The 26,284-nt window shown below is 60.7% G+C and carries 21 protein-coding genes and 1 riboswitch; of the genes, 14 read left to right on the top strand and 7 right to left on the bottom strand.

Annotation, left to right across the window (positions count from 1 at the left end):
* Window positions 1-5 precede the first annotated feature (5 nt).
* The gene (locus tag KRR23_RS03040) at window positions 6-266 is read left to right on the top strand and encodes a DUF2007 domain-containing protein (RefSeq protein WP_054595657.1); all 261 of its coding nucleotides are present in this window, start codon (window positions 6-8) and stop codon (window positions 264-266) included.
* Window positions 267-302: 36 nt separating this feature from the next.
* The gene (locus KRR23_RS03035) at window positions 303-923 is read left to right on the top strand and encodes an SOS response-associated peptidase (protein WP_216741268.1); all 621 of its coding nucleotides are present in this window, start codon (window positions 303-305) and stop codon (window positions 921-923) included.
* 188 nt (window positions 924-1,111) lie between these two features.
* Here the strand turns inward: KRR23_RS03035 and KRR23_RS03030 are convergent, their stop codons facing one another.
* Window positions 1,112-3,253 (bottom strand): methyl-accepting chemotaxis protein, encoded by a 2,142-nt coding sequence (locus KRR23_RS03030; RefSeq protein WP_216741267.1) that lies wholly within the window; start codon window positions 3,251-3,253, stop codon window positions 1,112-1,114.
* Window positions 3,254-3,527: 274 nt separating this feature from the next.
* On the opposite strand from KRR23_RS03030, the gene KRR23_RS03025 reads away from it, so the two are divergent.
* Complete coding sequence (locus KRR23_RS03025) at window positions 3,528-4,346, top strand: M48 family metallopeptidase (protein ID WP_216741266.1); 819 nt, start codon at window positions 3,528-3,530, stop codon at window positions 4,344-4,346.
* A gap of 137 nt (window positions 4,347-4,483) precedes the next feature.
* Here KRR23_RS03025 and KRR23_RS03020 read toward each other — a convergent pair whose 3' ends face one another.
* The 3 genes from KRR23_RS03020 to KRR23_RS03010 form a co-directional block, all read right to left on the bottom strand.
* Entirely contained in the window at window positions 4,484-5,068 is a 585-nt protein-coding gene (locus KRR23_RS03020; RefSeq protein ID WP_216741265.1) for a TMEM165/GDT1 family protein, read from the bottom strand.
* Between the two features lie 89 nt (window positions 5,069-5,157).
* A riboswitch (yybP-ykoY riboswitch) is annotated at window positions 5,158-5,279 on the bottom strand.
* 40 nt (window positions 5,280-5,319) lie between these two features.
* Entirely contained in the window at window positions 5,320-6,318 is a 999-nt protein-coding gene (locus tag KRR23_RS03015) for a class I SAM-dependent methyltransferase (RefSeq protein ID WP_054595662.1), read from the bottom strand.
* Between the two features lie 33 nt (window positions 6,319-6,351).
* Window positions 6,352-7,317 carry a 2-hydroxyacid dehydrogenase gene (locus tag KRR23_RS03010; RefSeq protein WP_216741264.1) on the bottom strand — a complete coding sequence of 322 codons (966 nt, stop codon included), beginning with the start codon at window positions 7,315-7,317 and terminating at the stop codon, window positions 6,352-6,354.
* 287 nt (window positions 7,318-7,604) lie between these two features.
* Here KRR23_RS03010 and KRR23_RS03005 point away from each other — a divergent pair, with 287 nt between their 5' ends.
* The 5 genes from KRR23_RS03005 to KRR23_RS02985 all read left to right on the top strand — a co-directional run bounded on the left by KRR23_RS03005 (window position 7,605) and on the right by KRR23_RS02985 (window position 16,637).
* On the top strand, window positions 7,605-8,234 hold the full coding sequence (locus KRR23_RS03005; RefSeq protein WP_216741263.1) for a LysE family translocator: 630 nt from the start codon (window positions 7,605-7,607) through the stop codon (window positions 8,232-8,234).
* 145 nt (window positions 8,235-8,379) lie between these two features.
* Complete coding sequence (locus tag KRR23_RS03000; RefSeq protein WP_054595665.1) at window positions 8,380-10,062, top strand: fatty acid--CoA ligase; 1,683 nt, start codon at window positions 8,380-8,382, stop codon at window positions 10,060-10,062.
* A gap of 337 nt (window positions 10,063-10,399) precedes the next feature.
* A complete protein-coding gene (locus KRR23_RS02995; protein ID WP_054595666.1) occupies window positions 10,400-12,289 on the top strand; it encodes a DUF1302 domain-containing protein in 1,890 nt (629 codons plus the stop codon).
* A 28-nt stretch (window positions 12,290-12,317) separates the two neighbouring features.
* Complete coding sequence (locus KRR23_RS02990) at window positions 12,318-13,682, top strand: DUF1329 domain-containing protein (protein WP_216741262.1); 1,365 nt, start codon at window positions 12,318-12,320, stop codon at window positions 13,680-13,682.
* Window positions 13,683-13,898: 216 nt separating this feature from the next.
* Window positions 13,899-16,637: a LuxR C-terminal-related transcriptional regulator gene (locus KRR23_RS02985; RefSeq protein WP_216741261.1), complete on the top strand. Its 2,739-nt coding sequence runs from the start codon at window positions 13,899-13,901 to the stop codon at window positions 16,635-16,637.
* A 10-nt stretch (window positions 16,638-16,647) separates the two neighbouring features.
* Here the strand turns inward: KRR23_RS02985 and KRR23_RS02980 are convergent, their stop codons facing one another.
* The gene (locus KRR23_RS02980) at window positions 16,648-17,562 is read right to left on the bottom strand and encodes a LysR family transcriptional regulator (protein WP_054598237.1); all 915 of its coding nucleotides are present in this window, start codon (window positions 17,560-17,562) and stop codon (window positions 16,648-16,650) included.
* 246 nt (window positions 17,563-17,808) lie between these two features.
* Between KRR23_RS02980 and KRR23_RS02975 the strand changes: the two genes are divergently transcribed.
* The 6 genes from KRR23_RS02975 to KRR23_RS02950 all read left to right on the top strand — a co-directional run bounded on the left by KRR23_RS02975 (window position 17,809) and on the right by KRR23_RS02950 (window position 23,952).
* Window positions 17,809-19,299, top strand: coding sequence for an aldehyde dehydrogenase (locus tag KRR23_RS02975; protein WP_216741260.1), 1,491 nt, complete (start codon window positions 17,809-17,811; stop codon window positions 19,297-19,299).
* Between the two features lie 22 nt (window positions 19,300-19,321).
* A complete protein-coding gene (locus KRR23_RS02970; protein WP_216741259.1) occupies window positions 19,322-20,692 on the top strand; it encodes an aspartate aminotransferase family protein in 1,371 nt (456 codons plus the stop codon).
* Between the two features lie 397 nt (window positions 20,693-21,089).
* Window positions 21,090-22,076, top strand: a complete 987-nt coding sequence (locus tag KRR23_RS02965; protein ID WP_216741258.1) for an ABC transporter substrate-binding protein — start codon at window positions 21,090-21,092, stop codon at window positions 22,074-22,076.
* 9 nt (window positions 22,077-22,085) lie between these two features.
* Window positions 22,086-22,889: an ABC transporter permease gene (locus KRR23_RS02960; RefSeq protein WP_054595672.1), complete on the top strand. Its 804-nt coding sequence runs from the start codon at window positions 22,086-22,088 to the stop codon at window positions 22,887-22,889.
* Window positions 22,877-23,713, top strand: coding sequence for an ABC transporter ATP-binding protein (locus KRR23_RS02955; RefSeq protein WP_216741257.1), 837 nt, complete (start codon window positions 22,877-22,879; stop codon window positions 23,711-23,713). Before KRR23_RS02960 ends, KRR23_RS02955 begins: the two co-directional genes overlap by 13 nt.
* A 41-nt stretch (window positions 23,714-23,754) precedes the next feature.
* Window positions 23,755-23,952, top strand: a complete 198-nt coding sequence (locus KRR23_RS02950) for a hypothetical protein (RefSeq protein ID WP_216741256.1) — start codon at window positions 23,755-23,757, stop codon at window positions 23,950-23,952.
* Between the two features lie 246 nt (window positions 23,953-24,198).
* Here KRR23_RS02950 and KRR23_RS02945 read toward each other — a convergent pair whose 3' ends face one another.
* Together KRR23_RS02945 and KRR23_RS02940 are read right to left on the bottom strand one after the other, a co-directional pair.
* Window positions 24,199-25,518, bottom strand: a complete 1,320-nt coding sequence (locus tag KRR23_RS02945) for a HAMP domain-containing sensor histidine kinase (RefSeq protein ID WP_216741255.1) — start codon at window positions 25,516-25,518, stop codon at window positions 24,199-24,201.
* Window positions 25,503-26,186: a response regulator transcription factor gene (locus KRR23_RS02940; RefSeq protein ID WP_216741254.1), complete on the bottom strand. Its 684-nt coding sequence runs from the start codon at window positions 26,184-26,186 to the stop codon at window positions 25,503-25,505. The genes KRR23_RS02945 and KRR23_RS02940 overlap by 16 nt, the downstream gene beginning before the upstream one ends.
* Between the last annotated feature and the right edge of the window lie 98 nt (window positions 26,187-26,284).

The following is a 26,284-nucleotide window of genomic DNA, read 5'->3' as shown; positions in this document are numbered from 1 at the left end:
CGGCTATGCAGCGCATCTACGAACCGGAAAACCTGATGGAAGGCGAGTTGTTGCAGGGCATGTTGGCCAGCGAAGGGGTCGAGGCGCATCTGGTGGGGCGTGATCTGCTGGGCGGCGCGGGCGAGTTGCCGGTGTTCGGGCTGCTTGGACTGGCGGTGGATAACGATCAGGCGCAATACGCGCGCGAGTTGATCGCTGCGTACAATGCCGCGCTGCCGATGCCCGGCGACGAACCGGATAGCTTCCCCGACGTCCTGGTCTGTTAGGCTGGCGTCCGTTTTCGTTCAGAGTCGTGTTGCCCCATGTGTGGACGTTTTGCCCTGTTTCGTTGGAACCCCGCATTCGCGGCCTTGCCCGGCTTCCCGGCCGATCAGCAGGCGCAGTGGAATATTTCGCCCAATGATTCGGTGCTGATCCTGCGCGCCGAGGCGGGGCAGCGCACGCTGGCCCGCGCACGTTGGGGGCTGACGCCACCGTGGCTGACCGATCTGTCGAAGACTCCGGCCCATGCCCGGGCAGAGACCGTCGCCGAGCAACCGATGTTTCGTGAGGCTTTCCGTCTGCGCCGTTGCCTGTTGCCGGCCAACGGCTTTTACGAATGGCGCGGCACTACCCGCAAGCGCCCGTACTGGCTGACGCCGGGCGAGGGCTCGGCGCTGTTTTTTGCGGCGATCTGGGAAGCGTATCCAGTGCAGGAACAGGTGTGGCTGAGCACGGCGGTGGTGACTCAGGCCGCCTCGAATCAGCGTCGTCCGTTGATTCTCGATGCCGCCGGTCAAGAGGCCTGGCTCAACCCCGAAACCCCGTTGCACACCTTGCAGGCGCTGCTCGCCAGCGAACCCGCTGTATTGCGCGAGCGGGTGCTGGCGAATCTGGTGAATGATCCGAAACTCAATGCGCCAGAGTGTTTGACGCCGGGTTGATGTTCTCAGGTTTTTGTTCGGCTCCAGAACCACCCCTCACCCTAACCCTCTCCCCAAAGGGGCGAGGGGACTGACCGAGGTGTTTGGTGGAGTTGCTGCGACCTGAGGAATCGAGCCGAGCTCAGGCTTTGAAGGCGACAGGGATCGGCTCCCTTTCCCCCTCTCCCCTTTGGGGTGAGGGGTGGTTTTCAGACCTTGAACTGATTGATCAGCCGCCGTTGCTGCTCGGCCAGTTTGGTCAGGTCGGCACTGGCCGCACTCGACTCATCCGCGCCGCCCGCGACTTCATTGGCCACCTGGCCGATATTGATCACGTTGCGGTTGATGTCATCGGCAACCGCGCTTTGCTCTTCGGCGGCGCTGGCGATCTGGGTGTTCATGTCGTTGATTACCGACACCGCCTGAGTGATGGTCTCCAGCGCCTGCGCCGCCTTGGCCGCGTGCTGCACGCTTTCGTCGGTCTTGTTCTGGCTGTCTTCCATCACCCGCACCACGTCGCGCGTGCCTTGCTGCAACTGCTGAATCATCGACTGGATTTCTTCAGTCGCCTGTTGGGTTTTCTGCGCCAGGTTGCGCACTTCATCGGCCACCACCGCGAAGCCTCGGCCTTGTTCACCGGCGCGTGCGGCCTCGATGGCTGCGTTCAACGCCAGCAAGTTAGTCTGTTCGGCAATCCCGCGAATGGCGATCAGGATCGCGTTGATGTTCTCGCTGTCCTTGGCCAGGGTTTGCACCACGCCGACCGCTTTACCGATTTCCACCGCGAGCACGCCAATCGAGGTCGAGGTGTCGCGCACGATTTGCATGCCTTGGGCGGCGGCCTGATCCGCGTGGCTGGCGGCTTGGGCAGCCTGGGTCGCATTGCGCGCTACGTCCTGGGCGGTGGCGGTCATTTCCTGCACCGCGGTGGCCACCTGATCGATCTCGGCCATTTGCTTGTGCACGCCGAGGTTGGTGCGAATCGCGATGTCGGCGGTGTGTTCGGACGAATCGCTGACGCTCTGCACCGAGGTCACCACTTGGGTGATCATTGCCTGCAACTTGGCGAGGAAGGTATTGAAGCCCTTGGCGATCGAGCCGAGTTCGTCGGCGCGGTCGCTGCTCAGGCGGCGCGTCAGGTCACCTTCGCCCTGGGCGATGTCATCGAGCATCGCGACCATCTGCTTCAGCGGTCGGGCGATACCGTGGCCCACCAGCCAGATCACCAGCAAGCCCAGGCCGGCAATCACCAGACCGACCATGGCCATGCCGAAGGTGTCGGCCTTGCGCTGGGTGTTGAGGTCGCCCTGCAGTTGTTGCAGGTCGGCCATGACCGCGTTCAGCGGCAATTGCAGCAGCAGGGTCCAGCGTGCATCGGTCTGGCCGATGCCGAATGGCAGGTACAGTTCGATCCTGCCATTGGCCTTGTCGACGTTATAGGTCACTTCGCCGCGATTGAGCTTGCCGAGGTTGGCAACCTGAGTAGCGTCGAGGATGTCGCTGACCTTTTCGCCGAACTTGCTCGGGTCCTTGGTGTAGGCGACCAGACGCTGATTGCCACCAATCAGGGCCATTTCACCGGCACCGTTATAAAGCTTCTGGTTCGCGGCCAGGAGCATTTCCTGAATGAAGTTCACCGACAAGTCCGCGCCGACGATGCCCTGAAAGGTGCCGTTGAGCATGATCGGTTCAATAAAGGAGGCGAGCATGACGATCTTGTCGCCGACCTTGTAAGGCGCGGGATCGATCACACAGGATTTTTTGCCTTCCTGGGAACACAGGTAGTACTCACTGGCGCGCACACCTGTGGACAACGCGGTGCGGTCATTGACGTCCGCCAGCTTGTCGACGCCCAACGTGCCATTGTCGTTGCGGAACCACCACGGCAGGAAGCGCCCGGTGGTGGCATCGATGCCGACGACTTTGCTGCCGATGTAGGCCGCGTCATTGTGATCCAGTGCGTTCGGTTCCCAGCCGATGTAAGTGCCGAGAATCTTCGGATTCTTCGCGACGTTTTCCTTGATCAGGCTGATCAACTGCTCACGGCTGAGGGTAAGTGCCGGTTTGCCGTCGGCATCCTGGGAACCGATCAAGGCGTTGACCCGAACCAGACCGCCGGCGATCAGCAGGGGCGCTTCGAGTTCGCGCTGGATCTGGCTGACCTGGGTTTGCGCCAGTCCACGCAGGCGTTGCTCGATGACTTGCTCGAATTGCGCCTGGGTCCGCTGCTGGACCATTTCCTGGGTTCGCGCGCCGGAAAACAGTGCATACAGCACTAGCGCAGCCACCACGCTGAGCACAATGGCGCCGGCAAGCGCGGCGACAGAAAACTGGATCGACTTGAATTTCATAGGGGCTCCGGACGCAGGATGACGTCTGTCGAGCTGTATCGGCGGAGGCAGGGCGGTCCATGAGCGGGTTTTTTGCTGATGACTGTTTTTGATCTGTGCGGGTCGCATAGAGACAGGTGTCAGGCCCGTGTGCTCTCGGGGCACGGTGTTTTATGAATTTATTGCGACAGTGAGGGGGAATGTATCGGTAAATGACGTGCTGCATGTCTGTTGTATCTAGCGCTGATACAAAGCACCGCCTAGGATACGCGCCATATTTCCAGGGAGGCTGTTTATGAGTAAGGCATTGGTTTTGTGTGCACTGGGTGCAAGTCTGCTGCTCAGTGGTTGCCAGTCGGTCAACACCACCAACGGCGGCGCGGTGGGCGTGGAGCGCAAGCAGTACATGTTCAGCATGCTGTCGACCGATGAGGTCAACCAGATGTATGCCCAGTCCTACCAAAAGACTGTGGGTGAGGCGAGCAGCAAGGGTGTGCTGGACAAGAACAGCAGCGAGGCCAAGCGGGTCCAGGCGATTGCCAATCGGCTGATCGCGCAGGCACCGGTCTTCCGTCCGGATTCGGCGCAGTGGACGTGGGAAGTCAATCTGATCAAGAGTGACGAGCTCAACGCCAACTGCGGTCCTGGCGGCAAGATCATTTTCTATACCGGGTTGATCGACAGCCTGAAACTCACTGACGATGAAATCGCCGCAGTCATGGGCCATGAAATCGCCCACGCCTTGCGTGAGCATGGTCGTGAAGCGATGTCCAAGGCCTATGGCATCGAAATGGCCAAGCAGGGCGCCGGTGCCTTGCTCGGGTTGGGGCAGGACACGCTGGCCCTGGCCGACACCGTGGCCAACTACGGCATGACCTTGCCCAACAGCCGCGCCAATGAAAACGAAGCTGACCTGATCGGCCTGGAACTGGCCGCCCGCGCCGGCTACAACCCGAACGCGGCGATCACCCTGTGGGACAAGATGAGCAAGGCTTCCGAAGGTTCGCCGCCAGAATTCATGAGCACTCACCCGGCGTCCAGCAGCCGGGTTGCGTCGCTCCAGGCAGCGATTCCGAAAGTCATGCCGCTTTACCAGCAGGCCAAAAAGTCCTGATGGATTTTCGGCGCCCGTAAAGACGCCATCGCGGGCGAGCCTTGCTCCTACGGATATATGTCGATCACATTATTTGGATACGACTCAGGCCTGTAGGAGCAAGGCTTGCCCGCGATGGGCGCTACGCGGTGTGACGGTTAGATCCAGCCGCTGCTCTGCATCGCCTTGTACACCGCGACGATGGCCAGGATGAAGAACGCCGACGCTGCCAGGCGGCGGATCAGGGTCAGGGGCAGTTTGTCTGCGGCAAAATTACCCGCCAGCACCACCGGCACGTTGGCAATCAGCATGCCGAGCGTGGTGCCGATGATTACCAGCCACAGCTCAGGGTACTGGGCGGCAAGCATCACGGTGGCGATCTGGGTCTTGTCGCCGATTTCGGCGAGGAAGAACGCAATCAGCGTGGTCAGGAACGGTCCGAATTTACGCGCAGTGCTGGCTTCGTCCTCATCCATCTTGTCCGGCACCAGGGTCCACAGCGCGGTCGCGGTAAAGCTTGCGGCGAGGATCCAGTGCAGCGTCGCATCCGAGAAGAAACTCCCGAACCAGGCACCGACAGCACCCGCAGCCGCGTGGTTGGCCAGGGTTGCAGCGACGATACCGGCGATGATCGGCCAGGGTTTGCGAAAGCGTGCGGCGAGAATGAGCGCGAGCAGTTGCGTCTTGTCGCCGATTTCGGCCAAGGCAACGACAGCGGCGGGAACGAGAAGAGAGTCCAGCATCAGGGTTTTCCTAAGGGGCGGGTCGACACGGCTATGACACGTACAGCCTTCCCGCCCCGGGTAAGGTGTTCGTGTCATAGGTCTTGTCAAACCCTGCGATCCATCTGAGTGGACGCTTGGGTCGCATACGCCATGGTCTGAGGACCAAGTATGTTGACGTATGCCGGACGAGCATGGCGCTCGTGGGAGACTACTCCCCTAGGACGGAGCGGATTCTGCCTAGGCAAAATCCATTCGGCAAGCGCTAATTTCTAGCCGCGCTTGGCCCGGTAGATCCGGAAACCTTGCCCTTCGGCCTTGATCGCGCACACACCGAGATGCTCCTCGATCAGCGGCTGATACTTCAGGAAACTGTTGGCTACCAAGCGAAGTTCGCCGCCGTTTTTCAGATGTTTGGCTGCTTTTCGCAGCAGATTCTCAGTGGCGTGATAATCGGTGTGAACCCCGACATGAAACGGCGGATTGCTCAGAATCGCGCTCAAACCCATCGGTGCAGCGTCGATGCCATCGCCGGTCAGCACCTCGGCCTCCAGGCCGTTGGCGGCCAATGTCAGGCGACTGCTGGCCGCGGCGAACGCATCAACGTCGAGCAGGGTGACGGTGTTGTGTGGATAACGCCGTTTCACCGCCGCGCCCAACACGCCAGCACCACAACCGAAATCCAGCAAGTGACCGCTTGGCAGTTTGTCCAGGTGTTCGAGCAGCAGGGCGCTGCCGCGATCCAGTCGACCGTGACTGAACACGCCCGGCAGGCTGATCACTTTCAGTGGGCCTTCAGCCAGCGGCAGTTCGTATTCCTGCGCCAGGCTTTCCAGCGATTTGGCCTCGGGCGCATTAGCCACGGTGACCTGCCAGAGCTGGCAGTGGCGGGCGCTGTCGAGCTTGCGCGGTTTGCCGAAGGGGCTCAGCTGTTTGGCCGCGCCTTCGATGCCGCTACGTTTTTCACCCACCAGGTACAGTTCACGACCGGCCAGGCGCGAGGCGAGGGCATTGAGGATGTAATCGGTCAGGTCCTTGGATTTGGGCAGGAACACCACTGCCGTTTCAAATTCGCGGCTCGGAGCATTCACGCCAAAATGGCTGCGCTCGGCAAAGCGTGCGTCCAGCGCCGCTTGGTCACCTGCGTGCCAGCACCAGCCGTGAGCGTTGGGCAATTTGCCGAGCAAGTCATCGGCGGGCAAACCGGCCAGCAGCAACTCGCCTTGAAACAACTCGGCCTGACGAAGCAGTACTTCACTGCGCGGATCCATACTCTGCTCCTTGAAAAAAAGTGCGTCAGTTTATCAACTGACGACCCGCAGCGCTGTACCGCTGAAGAAGCCTTGGGCGTTTTCGGTCAGTTGACCGACGATCCGCTGCCGCGCCTCGCGGCTGCCCCAGGCGTTGTGCGGGGTGACGATCAAGCGCGGGATGTCGGCGGCCAACAGCGGATTGCCGGCGGTGGGTGGCTCGACACTCAGGACGTCGGTCGCTGCGCCGCCCAGATGCCCGTTGCGCAACGCATCGGCCAAGGCTTGTTCGTCGATCAACCCACCACGAGCGGTGTTGACCACAAAGGCGCCGGGTTTGAGCAGCGCCAGTTCGCGGGCACCAATGAAGTTACGGGTATGTTCGTTGAGCGGGCAGTGCAGGGTCAGCGCGTCGATTTGCGGCAGCAGTTCATCCAGCGGCAAGCGGTCGGCGCGGGCCGGGCGTCCTGGCAGTTGGCCGAGCAACACGCGCATGCCAAAGGCTTCGGCCAGCCGCGCGACGGCGCCACCCAACTCACCGTGGCCGAGCAGGCCGAGGGTTTTGCCTTCGAGTTCGACGATCGGGAAATCTAGCAGGCAGAACTGTTTGGCCTGCTGCCAGCGACCTTCAGCGACGGCTTTCTGATAGTCGCTCAGGCGGGTGGCAAGGTTCAGCAGCAACATGATCGTGTGCTGCGCCACCGACGGCGTGCCGTAACCCTGGCAGTTGCTCACGGTAATCCCTTGGGCGCGGGCGGCGGCCAGGTCGACATTGTTGGTGCCCGTGGCGGCGATCAGGATCAACTGCAGTTCGGGGCAGGCCTTGAGGGTTTCGGCGCTCAGCAGGACTTTATTGCTGATCGCCACGCTGGCGCCTTGCAGCCGTTCAACGATGTTTTCGGGCGTGGTCAGCGAGCTCAGTTGTAAGTCGTCGAAACACTGCTGCAACCCACTGAGGTCGAGGTCGCCGAGGTCCAGCGAACTGTGGTCGAGGAATACGGCGCGGCGATTGTTCGTCATTAACTGTACCTTTTGCGCATGAGTCTGAAGGCGTAATCTGCCGAGCCTACCAGATGAAACAAGTTGTTATGCCCTGAGCTAAAACAGACACCGAAACTGTGGCGAGGGAGCTTGCTCCCGCTCGAGTGCGCAGCAGTCGCAAGGCCGCCAACTCGGTACACCTGACGAAACGCGATTGCAGGGTTCAGGGCTGCTTCGCAACCCAGCGGGAGCAAGCTCCCTCGCCACCGGTATGATGTTTGACCAAGAAGTCTTCGATTGATCGGCCTGGCCTAAAGGAGCCCCCCATGTACTGGACAGAGTTTTTAACCGTTGTGCTGATTCACCTGCTTGCCGTGGCCAGCCCAGGTCCGGACTTTGCCGTGGTGGTGCGTGAGGCCGTGACCCACGGTCGTCGCGCCGGGACCTGGACGGCGCTGGGTGTCGGCTCGGCGATTTTCCTGCACGTGGGCTACTCGCTGCTCGGTATCGGCCTGATCGTCTCGCAGTCGATCATGCTGTTCAACGCGCTGAAATGGCTGGCGGCCGCCTACCTGCTGTACATCGGCTTCAAGGCGCTGCGCGCGCAGCCGGCGAAACCTGCCACTGAAAACCTGCACAAGGAAGCCGGCGAGCGCACCGCACGCGGCGCATTTACCTCAGGTTTCGTGACCAACGGCCTGAACCCTAAAGCCACGCTGTTTTTCCTGTCGCTGTTTACCGTGGTGATCAACCCGAATACACCGCTGGCGATTCAGGCCGGTTACGGCGTTTACCTGGCTGCGGCCACCGCGATCTGGTTCTGCCTGGTGGCGATGCTGTTCAGCCAACAGCGCGTACGGGCCGGTTTCGCCCGCATGGGCCACTGGTTCGATCGCACGATGGGCGTGGTGCTAATCGCCATCGGCGTGAAGCTGGCCCTGACCGAGATGCATTGATCCACTCTCGGAAACAAATGCTGGCGCAAAGCTAGTATTTGTACGACTCTGCAAATCATCCCTTTGGCTGATTTAGCTGGCGTTCCGGCTGACTAAAGTGCTTATCTTTTCAGTCACGACCGTGTAGTCAGATAAAGGGATGCTTATGTTGGAGACTCGCGTTATTCCGCCAGCCGAAGGCGCTTATCAATACCCGCTGTTGATCAAGCGGCTGCTGATGTCCGGCAGCCGTTACGAGAAAACCCGCGAGATTGTCTACCGCGACCAGTTGCGCTACAGCTACCCGACCCTCATCGAGCGTGTCGCGCGGCTGGCCAACGTGCTCACGGCGGCCGGGGTCAAGGCCGGGGATACCGTGGCCGTGATGGACTGGGACAGCCATCGCTACCTCGAATGCATGTTTGCCATCCCGATGATCGGTGCGGTGATCCACACCATCAACGTGCGCCTGTCGCCCGAACAGATCCTCTACACCATGAACCACGCCGAGGACCGCTTCGTGCTGGTCAACAGTGAGTTCGTCGGGCTGTACCAGGCGCTTGCCGGGCACCTGACCACGGTCGAGAAAACCCTGCTGCTCACCGATCTGCCGGAAAAAACCGCCGACTTGCCCAACCTGGTCGGCGAGTACGAGCAACTGCTGGCTGCCGCGAGCACCCAGTACACCTTCGAAGATTTCGACGAAAACTCGGTGGCGACCACCTTCTACACCACCGGCACCACTGGCAATCCCAAGGGCGTGTATTTCACCCATCGGCAACTGGTGCTGCACACCATGGGCGTGTCGACGATCATGGGCAGTATCGACAGCGTGCGCCTGCTGGGCACCAACGATGTGTACATGCCGATCACCCCGATGTTCCACGTGCATGCCTGGGGCTTGCCGTACGTGGCGACCATGCTTGGGCTCAAGCAGGTTTACCCCGGCCGCTACGACCCGGAATACCTGGTGGAGTTGTGGCGCAAGGAAAAGGTCAGCTTTTCCCATTGCGTGCCGACCATCCTGCAAATGGTCCTCAACGCCAAGTCCGCGCAAGGCACGGATTTCGGCGGCTGGAAAATCGTCATCGGCGGCAGCGCCCTGAACCGCGCGCTGTACGAAGCGGCCAAGGCCAAGGGCATTCAGTTGACCGCCGCCTATGGCATGTCGGAAACCGGTCCGCTGGTGTCCTGCGCTCACCTTAACGATGAGCTGATGGCCGGCACCGAAGACGAACGCACCACGTATCGCATCAAGGCTGGCGTGCCGGGTCCCTTGGTGGAAGCGGCGATCATCGACGCCGATGGCAACTTCCTGCCGGCCGACGGCGAGTCCCAGGGCGAACTGGTGCTGCGTGCGCCGTGGCTCACCGAAGGTTATTTCAACGAACCTGAGAAGGGCAAAGAGCTCTGGGCCGGGGGCTGGCTGCACACGGGCGACGTGGCGACCCTGGACAGCATGGGGGTGATCGACATCCGTGACCGGATCAAGGATGTGATCAAGACCGGTGGCGAGTGGATTTCCTCCCTGGACCTCGAAGACCTGATCAGCCGCCATCCGGGGGTACGGGAAGTAGCAGTGGTCGGTATCCCTGACCCGCAATGGGGCGAGCGCCCGTTTGCCTTGCTGGTGCTCCGTGAAGGCCATGCGATAGGCGCCAGGGAACTCAAGGAACACCTCAAGCCTTTCGTCGAACTGGGGCACCTGAGCAAGTGGGCCATCCCGAGCCAGATCGCCCTTGTTACTGAAATTCCCAAGACCAGTGTCGGCAAGCTCGACAAGAAGCGTATCCGCGTCGACATCGCACAATGGCAGGCCAGCAACAGCACCTTCCTTTCGACGCTGTAAGCGTCCTTTGCCGGGCCCGAAAGGGCCCGGCAAGCCCACCAAGCAAGCGCTTGGCTTGTTTATTCAGAATTTTCAGCCATCCTTGCCGGGCCGACATCTGTCGGATTGGCAACAGGACTGTTCCAGAGTGGTGGGGGCTGTAAATCACACTTTAGAGGGATCAAGCAGTACTACCTGCTGGCTATAGTCCGCTCAAGGATTTTTAAGAACGGGGCAAACGCACAAAACGGGGCGATGCAACTTTGGATGACTTCGGGACGACATGGGCTCCCCGTTATTCAGAGCGTTTTTAGAAGTGCTCAATGCCATAACAATAAAAGCACATGGAGTAGCGTCGATGACATCAATAAACCAGTTCTGGCGCCGGGCGAAACTGCCTCTGGCAGTCAGTCTCGCCTCTACGCTCGCCGGACCCGCATTCGGCGTCAGTTTCAACGTCGGTGAAATCGAAGGTCAGTTCGACTCGTCCCTCTCCCTGGGCATGAGCGTGTCTACCCAACAACCGAACAAGAACCTGATCGGTGTCAACAACGGTGGCAAGGGCCTGTCCCAGACCTCCGATGACGGGCACTTGAACTTCAAGAGCGGGCAAGCCTTTTCGAAAATCTTCAAGGGCATCCATGACCTTGAACTGAAATACGGCGATACCGGCGTCTTCGTGCGCGGTAAATACTGGTACGACTTCGCGCTGCAAAACCAGGACCTGGAATTCAAGAACGTCAGTAATGAGGGACGCAAGGAAGGCGCCAAGTCGTCGGGTGGGGAAATCCTCGACGCCTTCGTCTACCACAACTACTCCATTGCCGATGAGCCGGGCTCCGTGCGCTTGGGCAAGCAGGTGGTCAACTGGGGTGAAAGTACCTTCATCGGCGGCGGCATCAACTCGATCAACCCGATCGACGTGTCTGCATTCCGTCGTCCCGGTGCCGAGATCAAGGAAGGCCTGATCCCGGTCAACATGTTCTACATCTCGCAAAGCCTGACCGAGAACCTGTCGGCTCAAGCGTTTTACCAGATCGGCTGGGACCAGACCGTTGTCGACAACTGCGGGACCTTCTTCTCGCAGCCAGACATCATTGCCAACGGTTGCACCGACAACCTGCGCGTCCTGAACAAGCGTTCGACCATCCCCGCCGTCGCCTTGGGGCCATTGGCCGCGAACGGTGTCAACGTCAACGAAGAGGGTGTACTGGTGCGTCGCGGGCAAGACCGCGAGGCGAGCAACAGTGGCCAGTGGGGCGCGGCCTTCAAGTACATGTTCGATCCGCTGGACACCGAGTTCGGCGCCTACTTCATGAACTACCACAGCCGTGCGCCGATCTTCAGTGCCACTGGTGCTCCGCAGTCGGTCTACAACGGCGTCAAGGCATTGCCCGGTCCGTTCCAGGCCCTCGGGCCGCTGCTGGTCGCAGGTAACTCGCAGTACTTCGTCGAGTACCCGGAAGACATCCGCCTCTATGGCCTGAGCTTCTCCACCACCCTGCCTACCGGTACGGCGTGGAGCGGTGAGATCAGCTACCGGCCGAATGCGCCGGTGCAGTTGAACTCCACCGATATCCTCTTCGCCGGTGTTCGTCCGCTGGGTGGCGCGCTGACCAACGCTTCGTTGCTCCAGGGTGTTCCAGGGGAAGACCTGCACGGCTATCGCCGCAAGGAAATCACCCAGATCCAGACCACCTTCACGCACTTCTTCGATCAGGTCATGGGCGCCCAGCGTCTGACTGTGGTGGGTGAAGTCGGACTGACTCACGTCGGTGGCCTGGAAAGCACGTCCGATGTCCGTTATGGCCGCGATCCGGTCTTCGGCCCAGGCGAACTGCCCGCCACGGGCGGTCTGGACACCTGCTCGCAGATTCTTAACACCTCCACCATCAACGGTGCCGGGCCAGGTGCTGCGACCAACAACCGTAGCTCCAACTGCAACAACGACGGTTTCACCACCGCCAACTCCTGGGGCTACCGCGCCCGCGCCATCTGGGAATACCCGGACGTCTTCGCCGGTGTGAACCTCAAGCCGAACGTCGCCTGGTCCCATGACGTCAGCGGTTACTCGCCAGGCCCTGGCGGCAACTTCGAGGAAGGTCGCAAAGCGGTCAGCCTGGGTCTCGATGCCGAGTACCAGAACACCTATACCGCGAGCCTCGCCTACACCAACTTCTTTGGCGGCAAGTACAGCACCGTGGATGATCGCGACTTCGTTGCGCTCAGCGTCGGCGTGAACTTCTAAGCACTGCATCTTCAGGACGAACAAGAATATGAAAGTAACCAAAAGTCTGTTGCAAGCGGGTGTCCTCGGGCTTTCGCTGTTGGCAACCGCGGTCATGGCAGCAGTTCCGGCCGCTGAAGCGGACAAGTTGGGCAAAAGCCTGACACCGATGGGCGCGGAAATGGCAGGCAATGCCGATGGCTCGATCCCGGCCTGGAAACCCATGGAGAAAAACGCCGGTGCTGTCGACAGCAAGGGTTTCCTGTCCAACCCGTATGCCAGTGAGCAACCGTTGTTCACCATCACCGCGCAAAACGTCGACAAGTACAAAGACAAACTGGCGCCGGGCCAATACGCAATGTTCAAGCGTTACCCGGACACCTTCAAAATGCCGGTTTACCCGTCTCATCGTGGCGCGACAGTGCCAGATCAGGTGTTCGTCGCCATCAAGAAGAACGCCACCAACACCAACCTGGTGTCCGGCGGCAACGGTCTGGAAAACTTCGAAACTGCCGTGCCGTTTCCGATTCCGAAAAGCGGCGTCGAAGTCATCTGGAACCACATCACCCGCTATCGCGGCGGCAGTGTGACCCGTCTGGTGACCCAGGCCACGCCGCAACCGAATGGCTCCTACAGCCTGGTGTACTTCCAGGACCAGTTCGTGTTCCGCGACAAGATGAAGGATTACGACCCGAAAAACCCGGGCAACATCCTGTTCTATTTCAAGCAGAAAGTGACCGCGCCGGCGCGTCTGGCCGGTGGCGTGCTGCTGGTTCACGAAACCCTCGACCAGGTGAAGGAACCGCGTTCGGCGTGGGTCTACAACGCCGGTCAGCGTCGTGTGCGTCGTGCCCCGCAAGTGTCTTATGACGGGCCGGGTACGGCTGCCGATGGCCTGCGTACTTCCGATAACCTGGACATGTACAACGGTGCACCGGATCGTTACGACTGGAAGCTCGAAGGCAAGAAAGAGATGTACATCGCCTCCGACAGCTACAAGCTCGACTCGCCGACGCTCAAGTACGACGAGATCATCAAGGCCGGTCATATCAACCAGGACCTGGCGCGTTACGAACTGCGTCGCGTCTGGCATGTGGTTGCGACCCTGAAGGAAGGTCAGCGCCACATTTATGCCAAGCGTGACTTCTACATTGACGAAGACACCTGGCAAGCCGCGGTCATCGATCACTACGACGGTCGTGGTCAACTCTGGCGCGTGGCTGAGGCGCATGCCGAGAACTACTACGACCAGCAAGTGCCGTGGTATGCCCTGGAAACCCTCTACGACCTGCAGTCCGGCCGCTACCTGGCGCTGGGGATGAAGAACGAAGAGAAGCGCGCGTATGACTTCGGCTTCACCGCGAGCACCAGTGATTTCACCCCGGCTGCACTGGCTCAGGACGGTGTTCGCTAACGTGTCGTAACACAGAGGCCGCATCCTCGAAAAACGCCCCGACTGGTTCGGGGCGTTTTTTTTGTCTCAAAAAAGATCGGTGCATAACCAGCCCGGTAACTTTTGTTCGTAGTCTTTTTGTAGCCATTTGTAGCAGGAACCTTCAATCCGCTCCGGTTTACCGCTAGTCTGCGGACATCTGCAATGCCGACAACAGCACTTAAACAAGAGTTGGCTATGACTGACCTGTTCCGAATCCAAAGGCCATCCGGCGCGGCAATGCCTGTGCTGGAAGGGCGTTTTTACCGGCCCCCCTTGCCCGACAGCTATGTGCTGCGGCCTCGTCTGTGCGAGCGGCTGAGTGCCGGGTTGCAAGGGCGATTGCTGCTGGTCAGCGCGCCGGCGGGGTTCGGTAAAAGCTCATTGGCGGTGGAGTTCTGTCAGAGCCTGCCGGCGCATTGGCAAAGTCTCTGGCTGGGGGTGAGCCCGCGTGACAATGACCCCGGGCGCTTCCTCGAACGGCTGCTTGAAGGCCTGCAAAACTATTTTCCACAGTTGGGCAGCCAGGCCCTTGGCCTGCTGAAAATGCGTCAACGCCATCAACCGTTCGCCTTCGAAGAATGGCTGGACGGACTGCTCGATGAGCTGGCCATTCACCTGTCACCGAGCGCGCCGCTGCTGCTGGTTCTGGATGACTACCATCTGGCCCAGGGCCCGGTGCTCGATCGCTGCCTGCAATTTTTCCTCAATCATTTGCCCGATGGCCTGTTGGTGCTGGTGACCAGTCGCCAGCGTCCCGACTGGCACCTGGCGCGTTTGCGCCTGTCGCGGCAATTGCTTGAGCTGAGCGAACAGGACCTGCGCCTGACCCACGACGAATCCCAGGCCCTGCTGGATCGACACAGCAGCTCATTGCGCGGCGAGGCGCTGGAGAATCTGATCCAGCGCAGCGAAGGCTGGGTCGCGGGGCTGCGTTTCTGGTTGCTGGCTGCCTCTGAAGCGCGCAATGGCGGTGCGTTGCCGCAGCCGCTGCACGGTGGCGAAGGCTTGATACGCGACTACCTGCTTGAAGAAGTCATCGATTGCCTGCCCGCCGAAGTGCAGTCGTTTCTATACGACACCGCACCGCAAGAGCGCTTCTGCAGCGAGCTCTGCGACGCCGTGCGCGAAGCCCATGACAGCGCCGAGATCCTGCGCTTTCTGCTGTCGCATCAAGTGTTCCTGGTGCCGCTCGACGAACACGGCCATTGGTACCGTTATCACCATCTGTTTTCCGACCTGTTGCGCAGTCGACCGACCGCCAATGCGATGGTGCCCACCGCCAGCCTGCACCTGCGCGCCTGTCGCTGGTTCAACGCCCAGGGTTTGCTCGATGAAGCGGTGGAGCAGGCATTACGCGCCGGACACCTGGATGTAGCGGCGAACCTGGTGCAGAACCTTTCCGAAGAACAGCTGCTGGCCGAACAGAACGTCGGCATGCTGCTGCGCTGGAAAATGGACTTGCCCGACAGCCTGCTGATCAGCACCCCGCGACTGATCGTGCTGTACAGTTGGGCGCTGGGGCTGGCCTGCCAGCTCGATGCGGCTGAAGAATTGGCCAGCCACTTGAGTCGCTTCCTGCCGGCACCGTCGGCCACCGCGCAGAAATCCATGCTGGCGCAGTGGCTCGCGCTCAGCGGGATCATCGCGCGTGGTCGCGGCCAGCGTGAACTGACGCTGTTGTATTGCACCGAAGCGCTGGAGAGCCTGCCGCACAAACGCTACGGGCAGCGCTTGATGTGCCTGTCGACCTTGTCCAACCTGGCGATCGCCGACGCGGATCTGTGGCGCGCCCGGGGCTTGAACCGCGAGTCGCTGGAGCTGGCGCAACGGGTCGGTAATCCGCTGTTCGAAGCGCTGGCCCATTACGACCGCGCACGGGTGCTGCAAGCGCGCGGGGAAATTCTCCGTTCGCTGGATGAAGTGCATCAGGGCCAGCAACGTTTGCAGGGTTTATCGCCGCAGCGGCTGTATGCGATTCGCGCACGCCTGACCTTGTACGAAGGTTTTCTGCTGACCCTGCGCCTGCAACCCGAAGCCGGGCTGGCGCGTTTGCGGACAGGGCTGAACGAAGCGCGGGCCTGTCGCGATATCAGCGTGCTGATCGGTCATTGCGTGATCGCCAAGCTGGAAGGCTGCAATGGCGAGTTCGCCCGGGCGTTTGCCGAACTGGCCGAGGCTGAACGGCTGATGCACATCTGGGACGTGCCGCCGATTTACTACCTGGCGATGATCACGCTGGTGAAATGCGAGCTGTGGCTGGCTCAGGGCCGCACCGATCTGGCCGAAGCCTGGCTGGCGCGGCTCGGTCAAACCTACAACGGCGAGCAAGCTGCGGCACCGCCGGAGTTTCATCCACAAATGCCGCTGCACATCGAATTGCAACAGGCGCTGCTGGAGTCCATCCAAGGGCAGCCGATGCTGGCGGAAGGGCGTTTGAACGCATTGCTGGAGCATGGGCAGAAGACCGGAAGGCAGATGCTCAGCGTGATGGCGTTGAATCAGAAGGTCGCGCTGTTGCTGAACAATGGCCGTGAACCTGAAGCGCGCGAGGCTATGGGTCTGGCCTTCGAGGCGGCGGCCGGTGGTGTCCTGCAACCTTTTGGTGAGTTATTGCGCGATCACCCGGGCTGGCTGCGTGAGCAACTGGCGCAGTGTCCCGCCGGTGCGCTGCGTGAGAGTCTGCTCGAGCGCTTGCCTCAAGTCGCTGCCCGCGAGACGGTTGAGCCGCAGCACCCCGGTGAAGCCCTCAGCGTCCGCGAACAGGCAGTCCTGCAATTGATCGCCCAAGGCTGCTCGAACCAGGAAATCAGCGATCAGCTGTTCATCTCTCTGCACACCGTCAAAACTCACGCCAGCCACATCAACAGCAAACTCGGTGTTGAACGCCGTACCCAAGCCGTGGCTCGGGCGAAGGAGTTGGGGTTGTTGGCGTAACGTCCAGCGATCAGGGCCGGGCCTTGGCAGTCAGCTGCTCGCGACAATAATCCGCAAACAACTGCGCCGGTTTGGTCAGTTGCCCGCGTTTGAGCCAGGCCGCCACCAACCCGGAACCGGTGACATCTTCGACAATGTCGACGCAGACCACTTTCTGCCCGTCGTAGGTGCATTCCGAATGCGGCCGTGTAACCAGAATCGAAAAGCCAAAACCCTGGCCAACCATCCCGCGCACCATCTCGATCGACGGCGAGCTGAAAGCAATTCTGGGCGTCAGTCCGAGTTCTTCAAACAAACTGACGAAGTAGGTTCGGCTTGGCTGCACGTCGAGCAGAATCATTGGTTCCAGGCACAGGTCACGCAGGGACACTTGCGCTTGCTGTGCAAAACGATGATCGGCTGGCAGCAGCGCGTAAGGCCGTTGCGCCGGCATCAGTGGTTCGGTTTCGATGGTGGCGTCCAGGTCGTGCTCGTACAGGATCGCCAGATCGAAAGCGCCCGAGGTCAGGTTCTGTACCAGCTCTTGCTGCTCGCCGTCGCGGATGCGGATTTCCACCCCCGGATACAGCGCCGAGAACCCGGCAATCAATTGCGGCAGGTACAACGGCGCGACGGTTTCGAAGCAGCCGATATCGATCTGCCCGGACACCACGTCGTTGTCGGCCAGGGCGTTCTGTTCGAACTCCTTGGCCATGCGCAGCAGCTCCTGAGCCTTGCGGTAGAAGCGTGCGCCACTGGGTGTCAGGGAAACGCCCTGGGCGTGGTGACGAATCAGTAACTGCACGCCAAAGCTGTTTTCCAGGCCCTTGATCGCCGTGGAAATCGACGGCTGGGCGATGTACAGCTTACGCGACGCCTCGGCGACGCTGCCGCATTCGACGGTGGTAATGAAGTACTTCAATTGACGCAGATTGTAGGCAGCCACAGCAAACCTCGGGGGTGAATGGATTCGACGCCAGTCTCGACCGTTGAACCCAAGCAATTTGCGCACCGCCCTTATCCACTGGGGCGACGGTCTTGTTGTGTTTGAACAATAACCACATGGCGCGCACGCGGGGAGTTTGGCTGCCCAGTTTTTTCATGGCCTGCGACCACATATTTACTATTTTTCCCCTGCCGCCGCCTGAGCCACCATCGATTGCACAATAAAAAGTCCAAGGAGCATCCGAACGTGTTCGAGCTTGAATATTGGCAAGGCCAGGCCGCCGCGCTGCAGTTTCGTACCCAGGCGTTGATTGATGGCAAACAACGGTCGGCGCAGTCCGGGCAAACCTTTGCCGCGATCAACCCGGCCACTGGCGCCGTGTTGGCCGAGGTGGCCGCGTGCGGCAGTGAAGACGTCGATGCAGCGGTGATCAGCGCACGGCGGGCGTTTGAGTCGGGCGTGTGGTCGGCGCGTTCGCCCAGTGAGCGCAAAGAGGTGCTCCTGCGTTTGGCCGAGCTGATCATGGACAATCGCGAAGAACTGGCGCTGCTCGATTCGCTGAACATGGGCAAACCGGTGATGGACGCCTACAACATCGACGTGCCGGGCGCCGCCGGGGTATTTCGCTGGTACGCCGAGAGCCTCGATAAACTTTACGACCAGATCGCCCCGAGTGCGCAGAACGTGCTGGCGACCATCACCCGCGAAGCGCTCGGCGTGGTAGCAGCGGTGGTGCCGTGGAATTTTCCGCTGGACATGGCCGCGTGGAAACTTGCGCCGGCGCTGGCCGCCGGCAATTCGGTGATCCTCAAACCGGCCGAGCAATCGCCGTTCTCCGCCTTGCGTCTGGGCGAGCTGGCGCTGGAAGCGGGTGTGCCGCCAGGCGTACTGAACGTGCTGCCGGGCCTCGGCGAACAGGCCGGCAAGGCCTTGGGTTTGCACCCGGACATCGATTGCCTGGTGTTTACCGGATCCACCGAAGTCGGCAAATATTTCATGCAGTACTCGGCACAGTCAAACCTCAAACAGGTGTGGCTGGAGTGCGGCGGCAAGAGCGCCAATCTGGTGTTCGCCGATTGTCAGGACCTCGATCTGGCGGCGCAGAAAGCCGCGTTCGGGATCTTCTTCAATCAGGGCGAAGTCTGCTCGGCCAACTCGCGGTTGCTGGTGGAACGCTCGATCCATGACGAGTTTGTCGAGCGCCTCAAGGTTCAGGTCGAGCGCTGGCAACCGGGCGATCCACTGGACCCGTCGAGCAGCGCAGGGGCGATAGTCGACAGCCGGCAAACGGCGCGAATCATGAAACTCATCCAGCAGGCTGAGCGCCAGGGTGCGAAGCGTGTGTGCGGTGGCCAGCAGTCGATCTTCAACGGCTCGGACAACTTCATTCAACCGACGATTTTTACCGGCGTGACAGCGGACATGCCGCTGTTTCGCGATGAAGTGTTTGGCCCGGTATTGGCAGTCACGGCTTTCGATGACGAAACCCGCGCACTGCAACTGGCCAACGACAGCGTCTATGGTTTAGCCGCATCGTTGTGGACCGACGACCTCAACCGCGCCCACCGCGTGGCGCGGCAATTGCGCGCCGGGACGGTGTCGGTCAACAGCGTCGATGCGCTCGACGTAACGGTGCCTTTTGGCGGCGGCAAGCAGTCCGGTTTTGGCCGTGACCTGTCGCTGCACTCATTCGATAAATACACCCAGTTGAAGACCACCTGGTTTCAACTGCGCTGACAATAAAAACGGAGAACTGGCGATGACCACCCCACGTGAAACCCGCGACTACCAGGCCGCCGATGCCGCGCATCACATCCACGCGTTCGTCGATCAGAAAGCCCTCAACGACGAAGGGCCACGGGTGATGGTCCGTGGCGACCGCCTGCACCTGTGGGACAACGACGGTCGGCGTTATCTGGATGGCATGTCCGGGCTGTGGTGCACCAACCTCGGTTACGGGCGCAAGGACCTGGCCGCCGCAGCGAGCCAGCAACTGGAGCAGTTGCCGTACTACAACATGTTTTTCCATACCACCCACCCGCAGGTGATCGAGCTTTCCGAGCTGTTGTTCAGCCTGCTGCCGGGGCACTACAGCCACGCGATCTACACCAACTCCGGCTCCGAGGCCAACGAGGTGCTGATCCGCACAGTACGGCGCTACTGGACGATCCTCGGCAAGCCCGAGAAGAAAGTCATGATCGGCCGCTGGAACGGTTACCACGGCTCGACCCTGGCCGCCACGGCGCTGGGCGGGATGAAGATCATGCACGAAATGGGCGGGATGATTCCGGACATCGCGCACATCGACGAACCGTACTTTTTCGCCCACGAAGGCAACCTCACGCCGGCCGAATTTGGTCTGCGGGCGGCGCAGCAACTCGAAGAGAAGATTCTTGAATTGGGCGCCGACAAGGTCGCCGGGTTCATCGCCGAGCCGTTCCAGGGTGCTGGCGGGATGATCTTTCCGCCAGAGAGTTACTGGCCGGAAATTCAGCGGATTTGCCGCAAATACGACGTGCTGCTGTGTGCTGATGAAGTGATCGGCGGCTTCGGTCGCACCGGTGAATGGTTCGCCCACGAGCACTTCGGTTTCGAGCCCGACACCTTGTCCATCGCCAAGGGCCTGACCTCGGGTTATATCCCCATGGGCGGGCTGGTTCTGTCGAAAAAAATGGCCCAGGTGTTGGTGGAGCAGGGCGGGGTATTCGCCCACGGCCTGACCTATTCCGGGCACCCGGTCGCGGCGGCGGTGGCCATCGCCAACCTCAAGGCCTTGCGCGATGAAGGCGTGGTCACACGGGTCAAGGACGACATCGGCCCGTACCTGCAGAAATGTTTGCGCGAAGTGTTCGGCAATCACCCGTTGGTCGGTGATATCCAGGGCGTGGGCATGGTCGCGGCCTTGCAATTGGCCGAGGACAAAACCAGCCGCAAGCGCTTCGCCAACGAGAATGACATCGCCTGGCGCTGCCGCACGATGGGCTTCGAAGAAGGAGTGATCATTCGCTCGACCCTGGGCCGGATGATCATGGCTCCGGCGCTGATTGCCACGCGTGAAGAAGTGGATGAACTGGTCGGCAAAACCTTGCGCGCGGTGGATCGTACGGCGCAGGAATACGGCCAGCTCTGAGATTGCTGGAAGGTCCTGCGGACCTTATCGCGGGCAAGCCTTGCTCCTACGGATTTGTAGTCGATCACACCTGCGTGGTTCGACACACAACCTGTAGGAGCAAGGCTTGCCCGCGATAGCTATTGCCCGTTCAGTACACTTCCCACCTCTTGCACCCACCCCGGGCACCCCCGCCCATGGCGCCCATTTGGAGTGCGCACTACCGAGGTTTTTCTTCATTCGCGGCGACATATTTCCTCGTTTTCCTATGGTCTCCCTTGGGCCAACATCAACCTCGCCAGTCAGCCGATCGCTGACCACCTCAAGGTCCATTCAGAGACCGCAGGTAGCACCTGTTCCAAGGCCGCTGGCCGTACTGCCCAGGACAAAACTAAATCAACAGCTGTGGGAGTGCTCCATGATCAAGTCCTTGCTAACCCGTTTCGCTCAGCCACTCGCGATCACCGCCATCGCTGCCGGGGTCGCTACCAGCGCCCAGGCCGGCACCCTGTCCATCGGCCACACCACGTGGGTCGGTTACGGCACCCTCTACCTCGCCCAGGATCTGGGCTACTTCAAGGAGAATGGCCTGAGCGTCGAACTGCCGGTGGTAGAAGAAGCCTCGATGTATATGGCCGCCCAAGCCTCGGGCCAGCTGTCCGGCTCGGCCTCGACCATCGATGAAGTGCTCAAGTATCGCCCGCAGTTCTGCTTCAAAGCGGTAGCGGCTCTGGATGACAGCCATGGTGGCGACGGTGTGTTGGTGGGCAAGGACGTCATGAGCCTGCAAGAGCTCAAAGGCAAAGCCGTGGCGGTGAACGAAGGGTCGACCTCGCAGTTCTGGCTCTCCTACCTGCTGAAAAAGAACGGCATGAAAATGAGCGACATCACCGTGCAGAACATGACCGCCGACGATGCCGCCACCGCGTTCATCGCCGGTCGTGTGCCGGCCGCCGTGACCTGGGAACCCCATCTGTCGATGGTCCGCGACAAGAAACAAGGCAAGGTGCTGATCGACAGCAGCACCACCCCCGGCGTGATCGTCGACGTGGTGGCGCTCAACTGCAACGTCATCGAGAAACAACCGGAAGACGTCAAGGCGCTGGTCGCCGGTTTGTACAAAGCGGTGAAGTACACCCAGGACCATCCGGACGAGGCTTACGCGATCATGGCCAAAGGCGTCGGCGGTTACCTCGCCGATCCGAAGGAACTGGCCGCGGCCGCCAAGGGCGTGCGCTTCTACGATCAGGCCATGAGTGAAAAACTCCTCGGCTCGCCGGGCAAACCGGGTGACAGCGCAGCGCTGATCAAGCTCGCCAACGAAACCGCCAGCGAACTGCAAGGCAAACCCTACAACGTCAGCCACGATGAACTGGTCGACAACCGCTTCGTCAGCCCGCTGTAGGAGGTGGCCATGTTCAAGCGAAATTCATGGTTGAGCCGCTGCATCACGCCCAAGACCGGCTTGCCGGTCAAGGTGATCTGGAGCGCCAGCGGCCTGGCCTGGGTGCTGCTGGTCGGCCTCTGGGCCGGGTTGTCGTACGGCGGCGTGGTGCCGGGCATGTTCCTGCCGACACCCGGCGCGGTACTCGATGCCGCCGTGCGCCTGGCGCGCGACGGCACACTCGGGGTTCACGTTTGGGCGAGCCTGGAAGTGGTGATGGTCGGCTTCATCGTCTCGTCGCTGGTGGCGGTGCCGTTGGGGTTACTGATGGGCAGCTTCCGCATCGTCCAGGCGTTCCTCGAACCGATGGTCAACTTCATCCGCTACCTGCCAGTGACCTCCTTTGTGCCGCTGTTCATCCTGTGGATCGGCATCGGTCTGGAGCAGCGGGTTTCGGTGATCATTTTCGGCGTGTTCTTCCAGCAGTTGGTGATGATCGCCGATGTCTCCAAAGGCATTTCCAAGGACCTGATCAACGCCTCGTACACCCTCGGTTCGAACCGCCGCGACGCGGTGCTGCATGTGATCGCCCCGGCGTCGTTGCCGGGTGTGCTCGACACCTTGCGCGTCACCATGGGCTGGGCCTGGACCTATCTGGTGGTCGCCGAACTGGTGGCGGCTTCCAGTGGCCTCGGCTACCTGAGCCTCAAAGCCATGCGCGGCTTTCAGGTGGATGTGATCTTTCTGGCGATCGCGATCATCGGCCTGCTGGGCCTGATCACCGATCAACTGTTCCGTTTCCTTCGACTGAGGATCGCCGCATGGGCTCAGTAACCGCCGCCAATCATCGCTTCGCCAAATCTACCGCAGCGTCGGAGCATGCCGCACCACGGCTGCAAGTGGACAAGGTCAGCTTGCGCTACCAGAAGCCTGACGGCGGGATTTTTACGGCGCTGGAAAAGGTCTCGTTCGAAGTGCCGGACCAGCAGTTCGCGGTGCTGGTCGGGCCCTCGGGCTGCGGAAAATCCAGCCTGCTGTACCTGACGGCAGGCCTGGCCGAACCCACCGAAGGCGAGATCTACGTCGGTGGTCAGCACGTCGAAGGCCCCGGCGCGGATCGCGGCATGGTCTTCCAGAGCTACACGCTGTTCCCCTGGCTGACCGTGCGGCAAAACGTCGAGTTCGGCCTCAAGCGTCGTGGCATGCCGGCGGCCCAGCGTAAGGAAATCGTCGACTACTACGTCAACGAAGTCGGCCTCACCGGCTTCGCCGATAACTACGCCAAGCAACTCTCCGGCGGCATGATGCAGCGCGTGGCCATCGCCCGGGCTTTGGCCAATGACCCGCAAATCCTGTTGATGGACGAACCCTTCGGCGCCCTCGACAGCCAGACCCGCCTGCAAATGCAGCAACTGCTGTTGCGGGTCTGGGGCAACAGCAAGAAGACCGTGCTGTTCGTCACCCATGACATCGACGAAGCGATTCTGCTCGGCGACCGGGTCTACGTCATGGGCGCGAAACCTGGGCGGATCAAACAGATTCTCGACGTGCCGATCGAACGACCACGCACGCTGGACATGGTCATGGAGCGCTCGTTCATCGAGATGAAGCGCGAGATTTTCGGCTTGCTGCATAACGAGTTGGAGGAGGCGCATTAATCGCAGTGTTGCGTCAGACACAAAACCCGTGGCGAGGGAGCTTGCTCCCGCTCGCCAGCGAAGCAGGCGCAAAACCTGCTGACGGGGTTTGCCTGGCAAAACGTTTTGGGGGGCGCTCTGCGCCCCAGCGGGAGCAAGCTCCCTCGTCACAAATCGCCACGCATTCCGCCATCAAATTCATCGAGATGAAGCGCGAGATTTTCGGCTTGCTGCATGACGAGTTGGAGGAGGCGCATTAATCGCAGTGTTGCGTCAGACACAAAACCCGTGGCGAGGGAGCTTGCTCCCGCTCGCCTGCGAAGCAGGCGCAAAACCTGCTGACGGGGGTTGCCTGGCAAAACGTTTTGGGGGGCGCTCTGCGCCCCAGCGGGAGCAAGCTCCCTCGCCACAAATCGCCACGCATTCCGCCATCAAATTCATCGAGATGAAGCGCGAAATCTTCGGGTTGCTGCATGACGAGTTGGAGGAGGCGCACTGACAAGGAGTCAGGCGTCCGTTGTCTCCGGGAGCGGCTCCGGTGCCTGAGCTGAAAAGTTCAGGGTAACCGTGTAGCGGTTCTTTTCGGGCGCGACCTCGATGTGCCAGCCCAGTTTTGCGCAGAGCTGGTGCATCAGTTCGAGCCCGAGGCCGTAACCGAAATCGGTAGATTCCTGATGCTGTTGGGTGTCGCGTATCCGGTTGACGATGCGCAGTTGCAGCTGTTCGAAGGTGATTTCGACGCTGCCATCGTCGGCATATTGCAAGGCGTTGCGCAGGAAGTTACCCACCACGATGCGGCACGCCGTCAGGGGCAGCCGGCAAGGCTCGTCGCTAATGCGCAGGATCAATTCGATATCGCGTTTGCCGATCAGGTAGCGATGTTCCTGGATCAGTTCATTGAGCAACTGGCGCATGTCGAGCGGTTCTTCGCGCAACGCTTCCGGGCTCTCGCGGCTCATCCACAACAACGTCTCGGCAATCCGCTGCATGTTCAGCACCGAGCGCTCGATCCGCTGCAAGGGCGGGGGCAGTTCGCCGCCGGACTGCACGGCAAGCAATTCGACATTGGCCTTGAGCACCGCCAGCGGCGTACGCAGTTCATGGCTGGTATAGCGCAGCAGACGCTCTTCACGCAGGCTTGCGGCTTTAACCTGTTGCACGCTGTGGGCCAGCGAATCGGCCAGCACATTGAACTCGCGAAAGATGAAATGCGGTCGGCCATTCGGTGCCGCGCCGAGGCTTTCCAGGCGGGTCGACCATTGCGTCAGCCGACCGAGCGGCCGGACCACCCACCACACCAGCAGGGCGATGATGATCAGCGCGGGAATGAACACCGCCAGACCGATCATGCTGATCATCGCCAACTCGTGCTCCAGGTAGGCATCGGACAACGGCGTCTCAACCACGCCGCCTGCTTCATGGTCGTGGTCGGTGTCGTACATATACAGCGTTTTACCGTCGTACAACGGGTGGATCAGGATGGCCGTGCCGTCATCCTCGTCGTCGGATTCCATGTCACCGAAGAACTGCACAGCGCCGAAGACCAATGTCGGCGTGGTGTCGAGCAGGTCGCGGATGTTTTTCGGCAAGGCTTCCTTGCCGATAGCACTCTTGACGAAATAGTTATCGGGCGGCGGAGTCGTCGGGTCCTGCTGGTAATGCCGGGCGAAGTATTGCGCTTCCTCTTCCATCATCGCGCTGGCGGTAAACAGGAACCCGCGCATGGTGTACACCGGCAGCAGCTGGTTATAGATGATCAGCACCACGGCAATGATCAACAGCAGACTGCCACTGATCACCCACTTCAGGCTCAGGCCTTTGCGCATGTCGCCCCCAACTGAACGCCGATACCGGGCAACGTCTGGATCAACGCCACGTCGAAGTCTTTGTCGACCGCCTTGCGCAGACGGTGCATGTGCACCTTGAGCGTGTTGCTGTCAGGCAGTTCGTCACCCCAGATCGCCGCTTCCAGACGCTCGCGATTGACCGGCGCGGGGCTGGCGCGCATCAGGCATTCGAGCAACGTCCAGCCGGTCGGCGACAGGTGCAGCTCCTGTCCGTTGCGACTGACCTTGCGGGTTGAAAGATCCATGATCAGGTCAGCGACTTGCAGCCGACTGGCCTGGCCACTGCGGCGCAGACTCAGGGCACGAATCCGTGCAACCAGCTCAGGCAGTTCGAACGGTTTGACCAGATAGTCGTCGGCCCCGACCGAGAAACTGGCCAGTTTGTCGGCCAAGGCATCCAGCGAGGTGAGCATCAGAATCGGTGTCTGATTGCCGTGCTCGCGCAGCTTTTTGCACACCTGTTGGCCGTCCAGACGCGGCAGCATGATGTCCAGCAAGATCACGTCATAGTGCTGAGCGAGTGCCAGGTTCAAACCCATTTGCCCATCACTGGCGTGGTCGCAGACGATCCCGGTAATTTCCAGGTACTCGATGACAGTGTTCGCCAGGTCGATGTTGTCTTCGACCAACAACAGATGAATATGCACGCACAGACCCACGGTTTTTCACTAGTGGGGCAGAGGATAGCGGAGTTGCCTTGCGTCGCGACAATGTTCACCTGACGTTAACCCGCTGATCCTTATTG

It is taken from the genome of Pseudomonas sp. CVAP#3, from assembly GCF_018986375.1.
Lineage (GTDB): Bacteria > Pseudomonadota > Gammaproteobacteria > Pseudomonadales > Pseudomonadaceae > Aquipseudomonas > Aquipseudomonas helvetica.
This window is presented reverse-complemented; position numbering and strand designations above follow the sequence as displayed.

What these genes read in the sequence shown, in the direction of transcription:
- KRR23_RS02985 (WP_216741261.1), top strand. Translation starts at nt 13,899, where the DNA reads ATGACTGACCTGTTCCGAATCCAAAGGCCATCCGGCGCGGCAATGCCT.
- KRR23_RS02995 (WP_054595666.1), top strand. Translation starts at nt 10,400, where the DNA reads ATGACATCAATAAACCAGTTCTGGCGCCGGGCGAAACTGCCTCTGGCA.
- KRR23_RS03010 (WP_216741264.1), bottom strand. Translation starts at nt 7,317, where the DNA reads ATGACGAACAATCGCCGCGCCGTATTCCTCGACCACAGTTCGCTGGAC.
- KRR23_RS03015 (WP_054595662.1), bottom strand. Translation starts at nt 6,318, where the DNA reads ATGGATCCGCGCAGTGAAGTACTGCTTCGTCAGGCCGAGTTGTTTCAA.
- KRR23_RS02960 (WP_054595672.1), top strand. Translation starts at nt 22,086, where the DNA reads ATGTTCAAGCGAAATTCATGGTTGAGCCGCTGCATCACGCCCAAGACC.
- KRR23_RS03035 (WP_216741268.1), top strand. Translation starts at nt 303, where the DNA reads ATGTGTGGACGTTTTGCCCTGTTTCGTTGGAACCCCGCATTCGCGGCC.
- KRR23_RS03020 (WP_216741265.1), bottom strand. Translation starts at nt 5,068, where the DNA reads ATGCTGGACTCTCTTCTCGTTCCCGCCGCTGTCGTTGCCTTGGCCGAA.
- KRR23_RS02990 (WP_216741262.1), top strand. Translation starts at nt 12,318, where the DNA reads ATGAAAGTAACCAAAAGTCTGTTGCAAGCGGGTGTCCTCGGGCTTTCG.
- KRR23_RS03030 (WP_216741267.1), bottom strand. Translation starts at nt 3,253, where the DNA reads ATGAAATTCAAGTCGATCCAGTTTTCTGTCGCCGCGCTTGCCGGCGCC.
- KRR23_RS02945 (WP_216741255.1), bottom strand. Translation starts at nt 25,518, where the DNA reads ATGCGCAAAGGCCTGAGCCTGAAGTGGGTGATCAGTGGCAGTCTGCTG.
- KRR23_RS02955 (WP_216741257.1), top strand. Translation starts at nt 22,877, where the DNA reads ATGGGCTCAGTAACCGCCGCCAATCATCGCTTCGCCAAATCTACCGCA.
- KRR23_RS03005 (WP_216741263.1), top strand. Translation starts at nt 7,605, where the DNA reads ATGTACTGGACAGAGTTTTTAACCGTTGTGCTGATTCACCTGCTTGCC.
- KRR23_RS02965 (WP_216741258.1), top strand. Translation starts at nt 21,090, where the DNA reads ATGATCAAGTCCTTGCTAACCCGTTTCGCTCAGCCACTCGCGATCACC.
- KRR23_RS02970 (WP_216741259.1), top strand. Translation starts at nt 19,322, where the DNA reads ATGACCACCCCACGTGAAACCCGCGACTACCAGGCCGCCGATGCCGCG.
- KRR23_RS03025 (WP_216741266.1), top strand. Translation starts at nt 3,528, where the DNA reads ATGAGTAAGGCATTGGTTTTGTGTGCACTGGGTGCAAGTCTGCTGCTC.
- KRR23_RS03000 (WP_054595665.1), top strand. Translation starts at nt 8,380, where the DNA reads ATGTTGGAGACTCGCGTTATTCCGCCAGCCGAAGGCGCTTATCAATAC.
- KRR23_RS03040 (WP_054595657.1), top strand. Translation starts at nt 6, where the DNA reads ATGCAGCGCATCTACGAACCGGAAAACCTGATGGAAGGCGAGTTGTTG.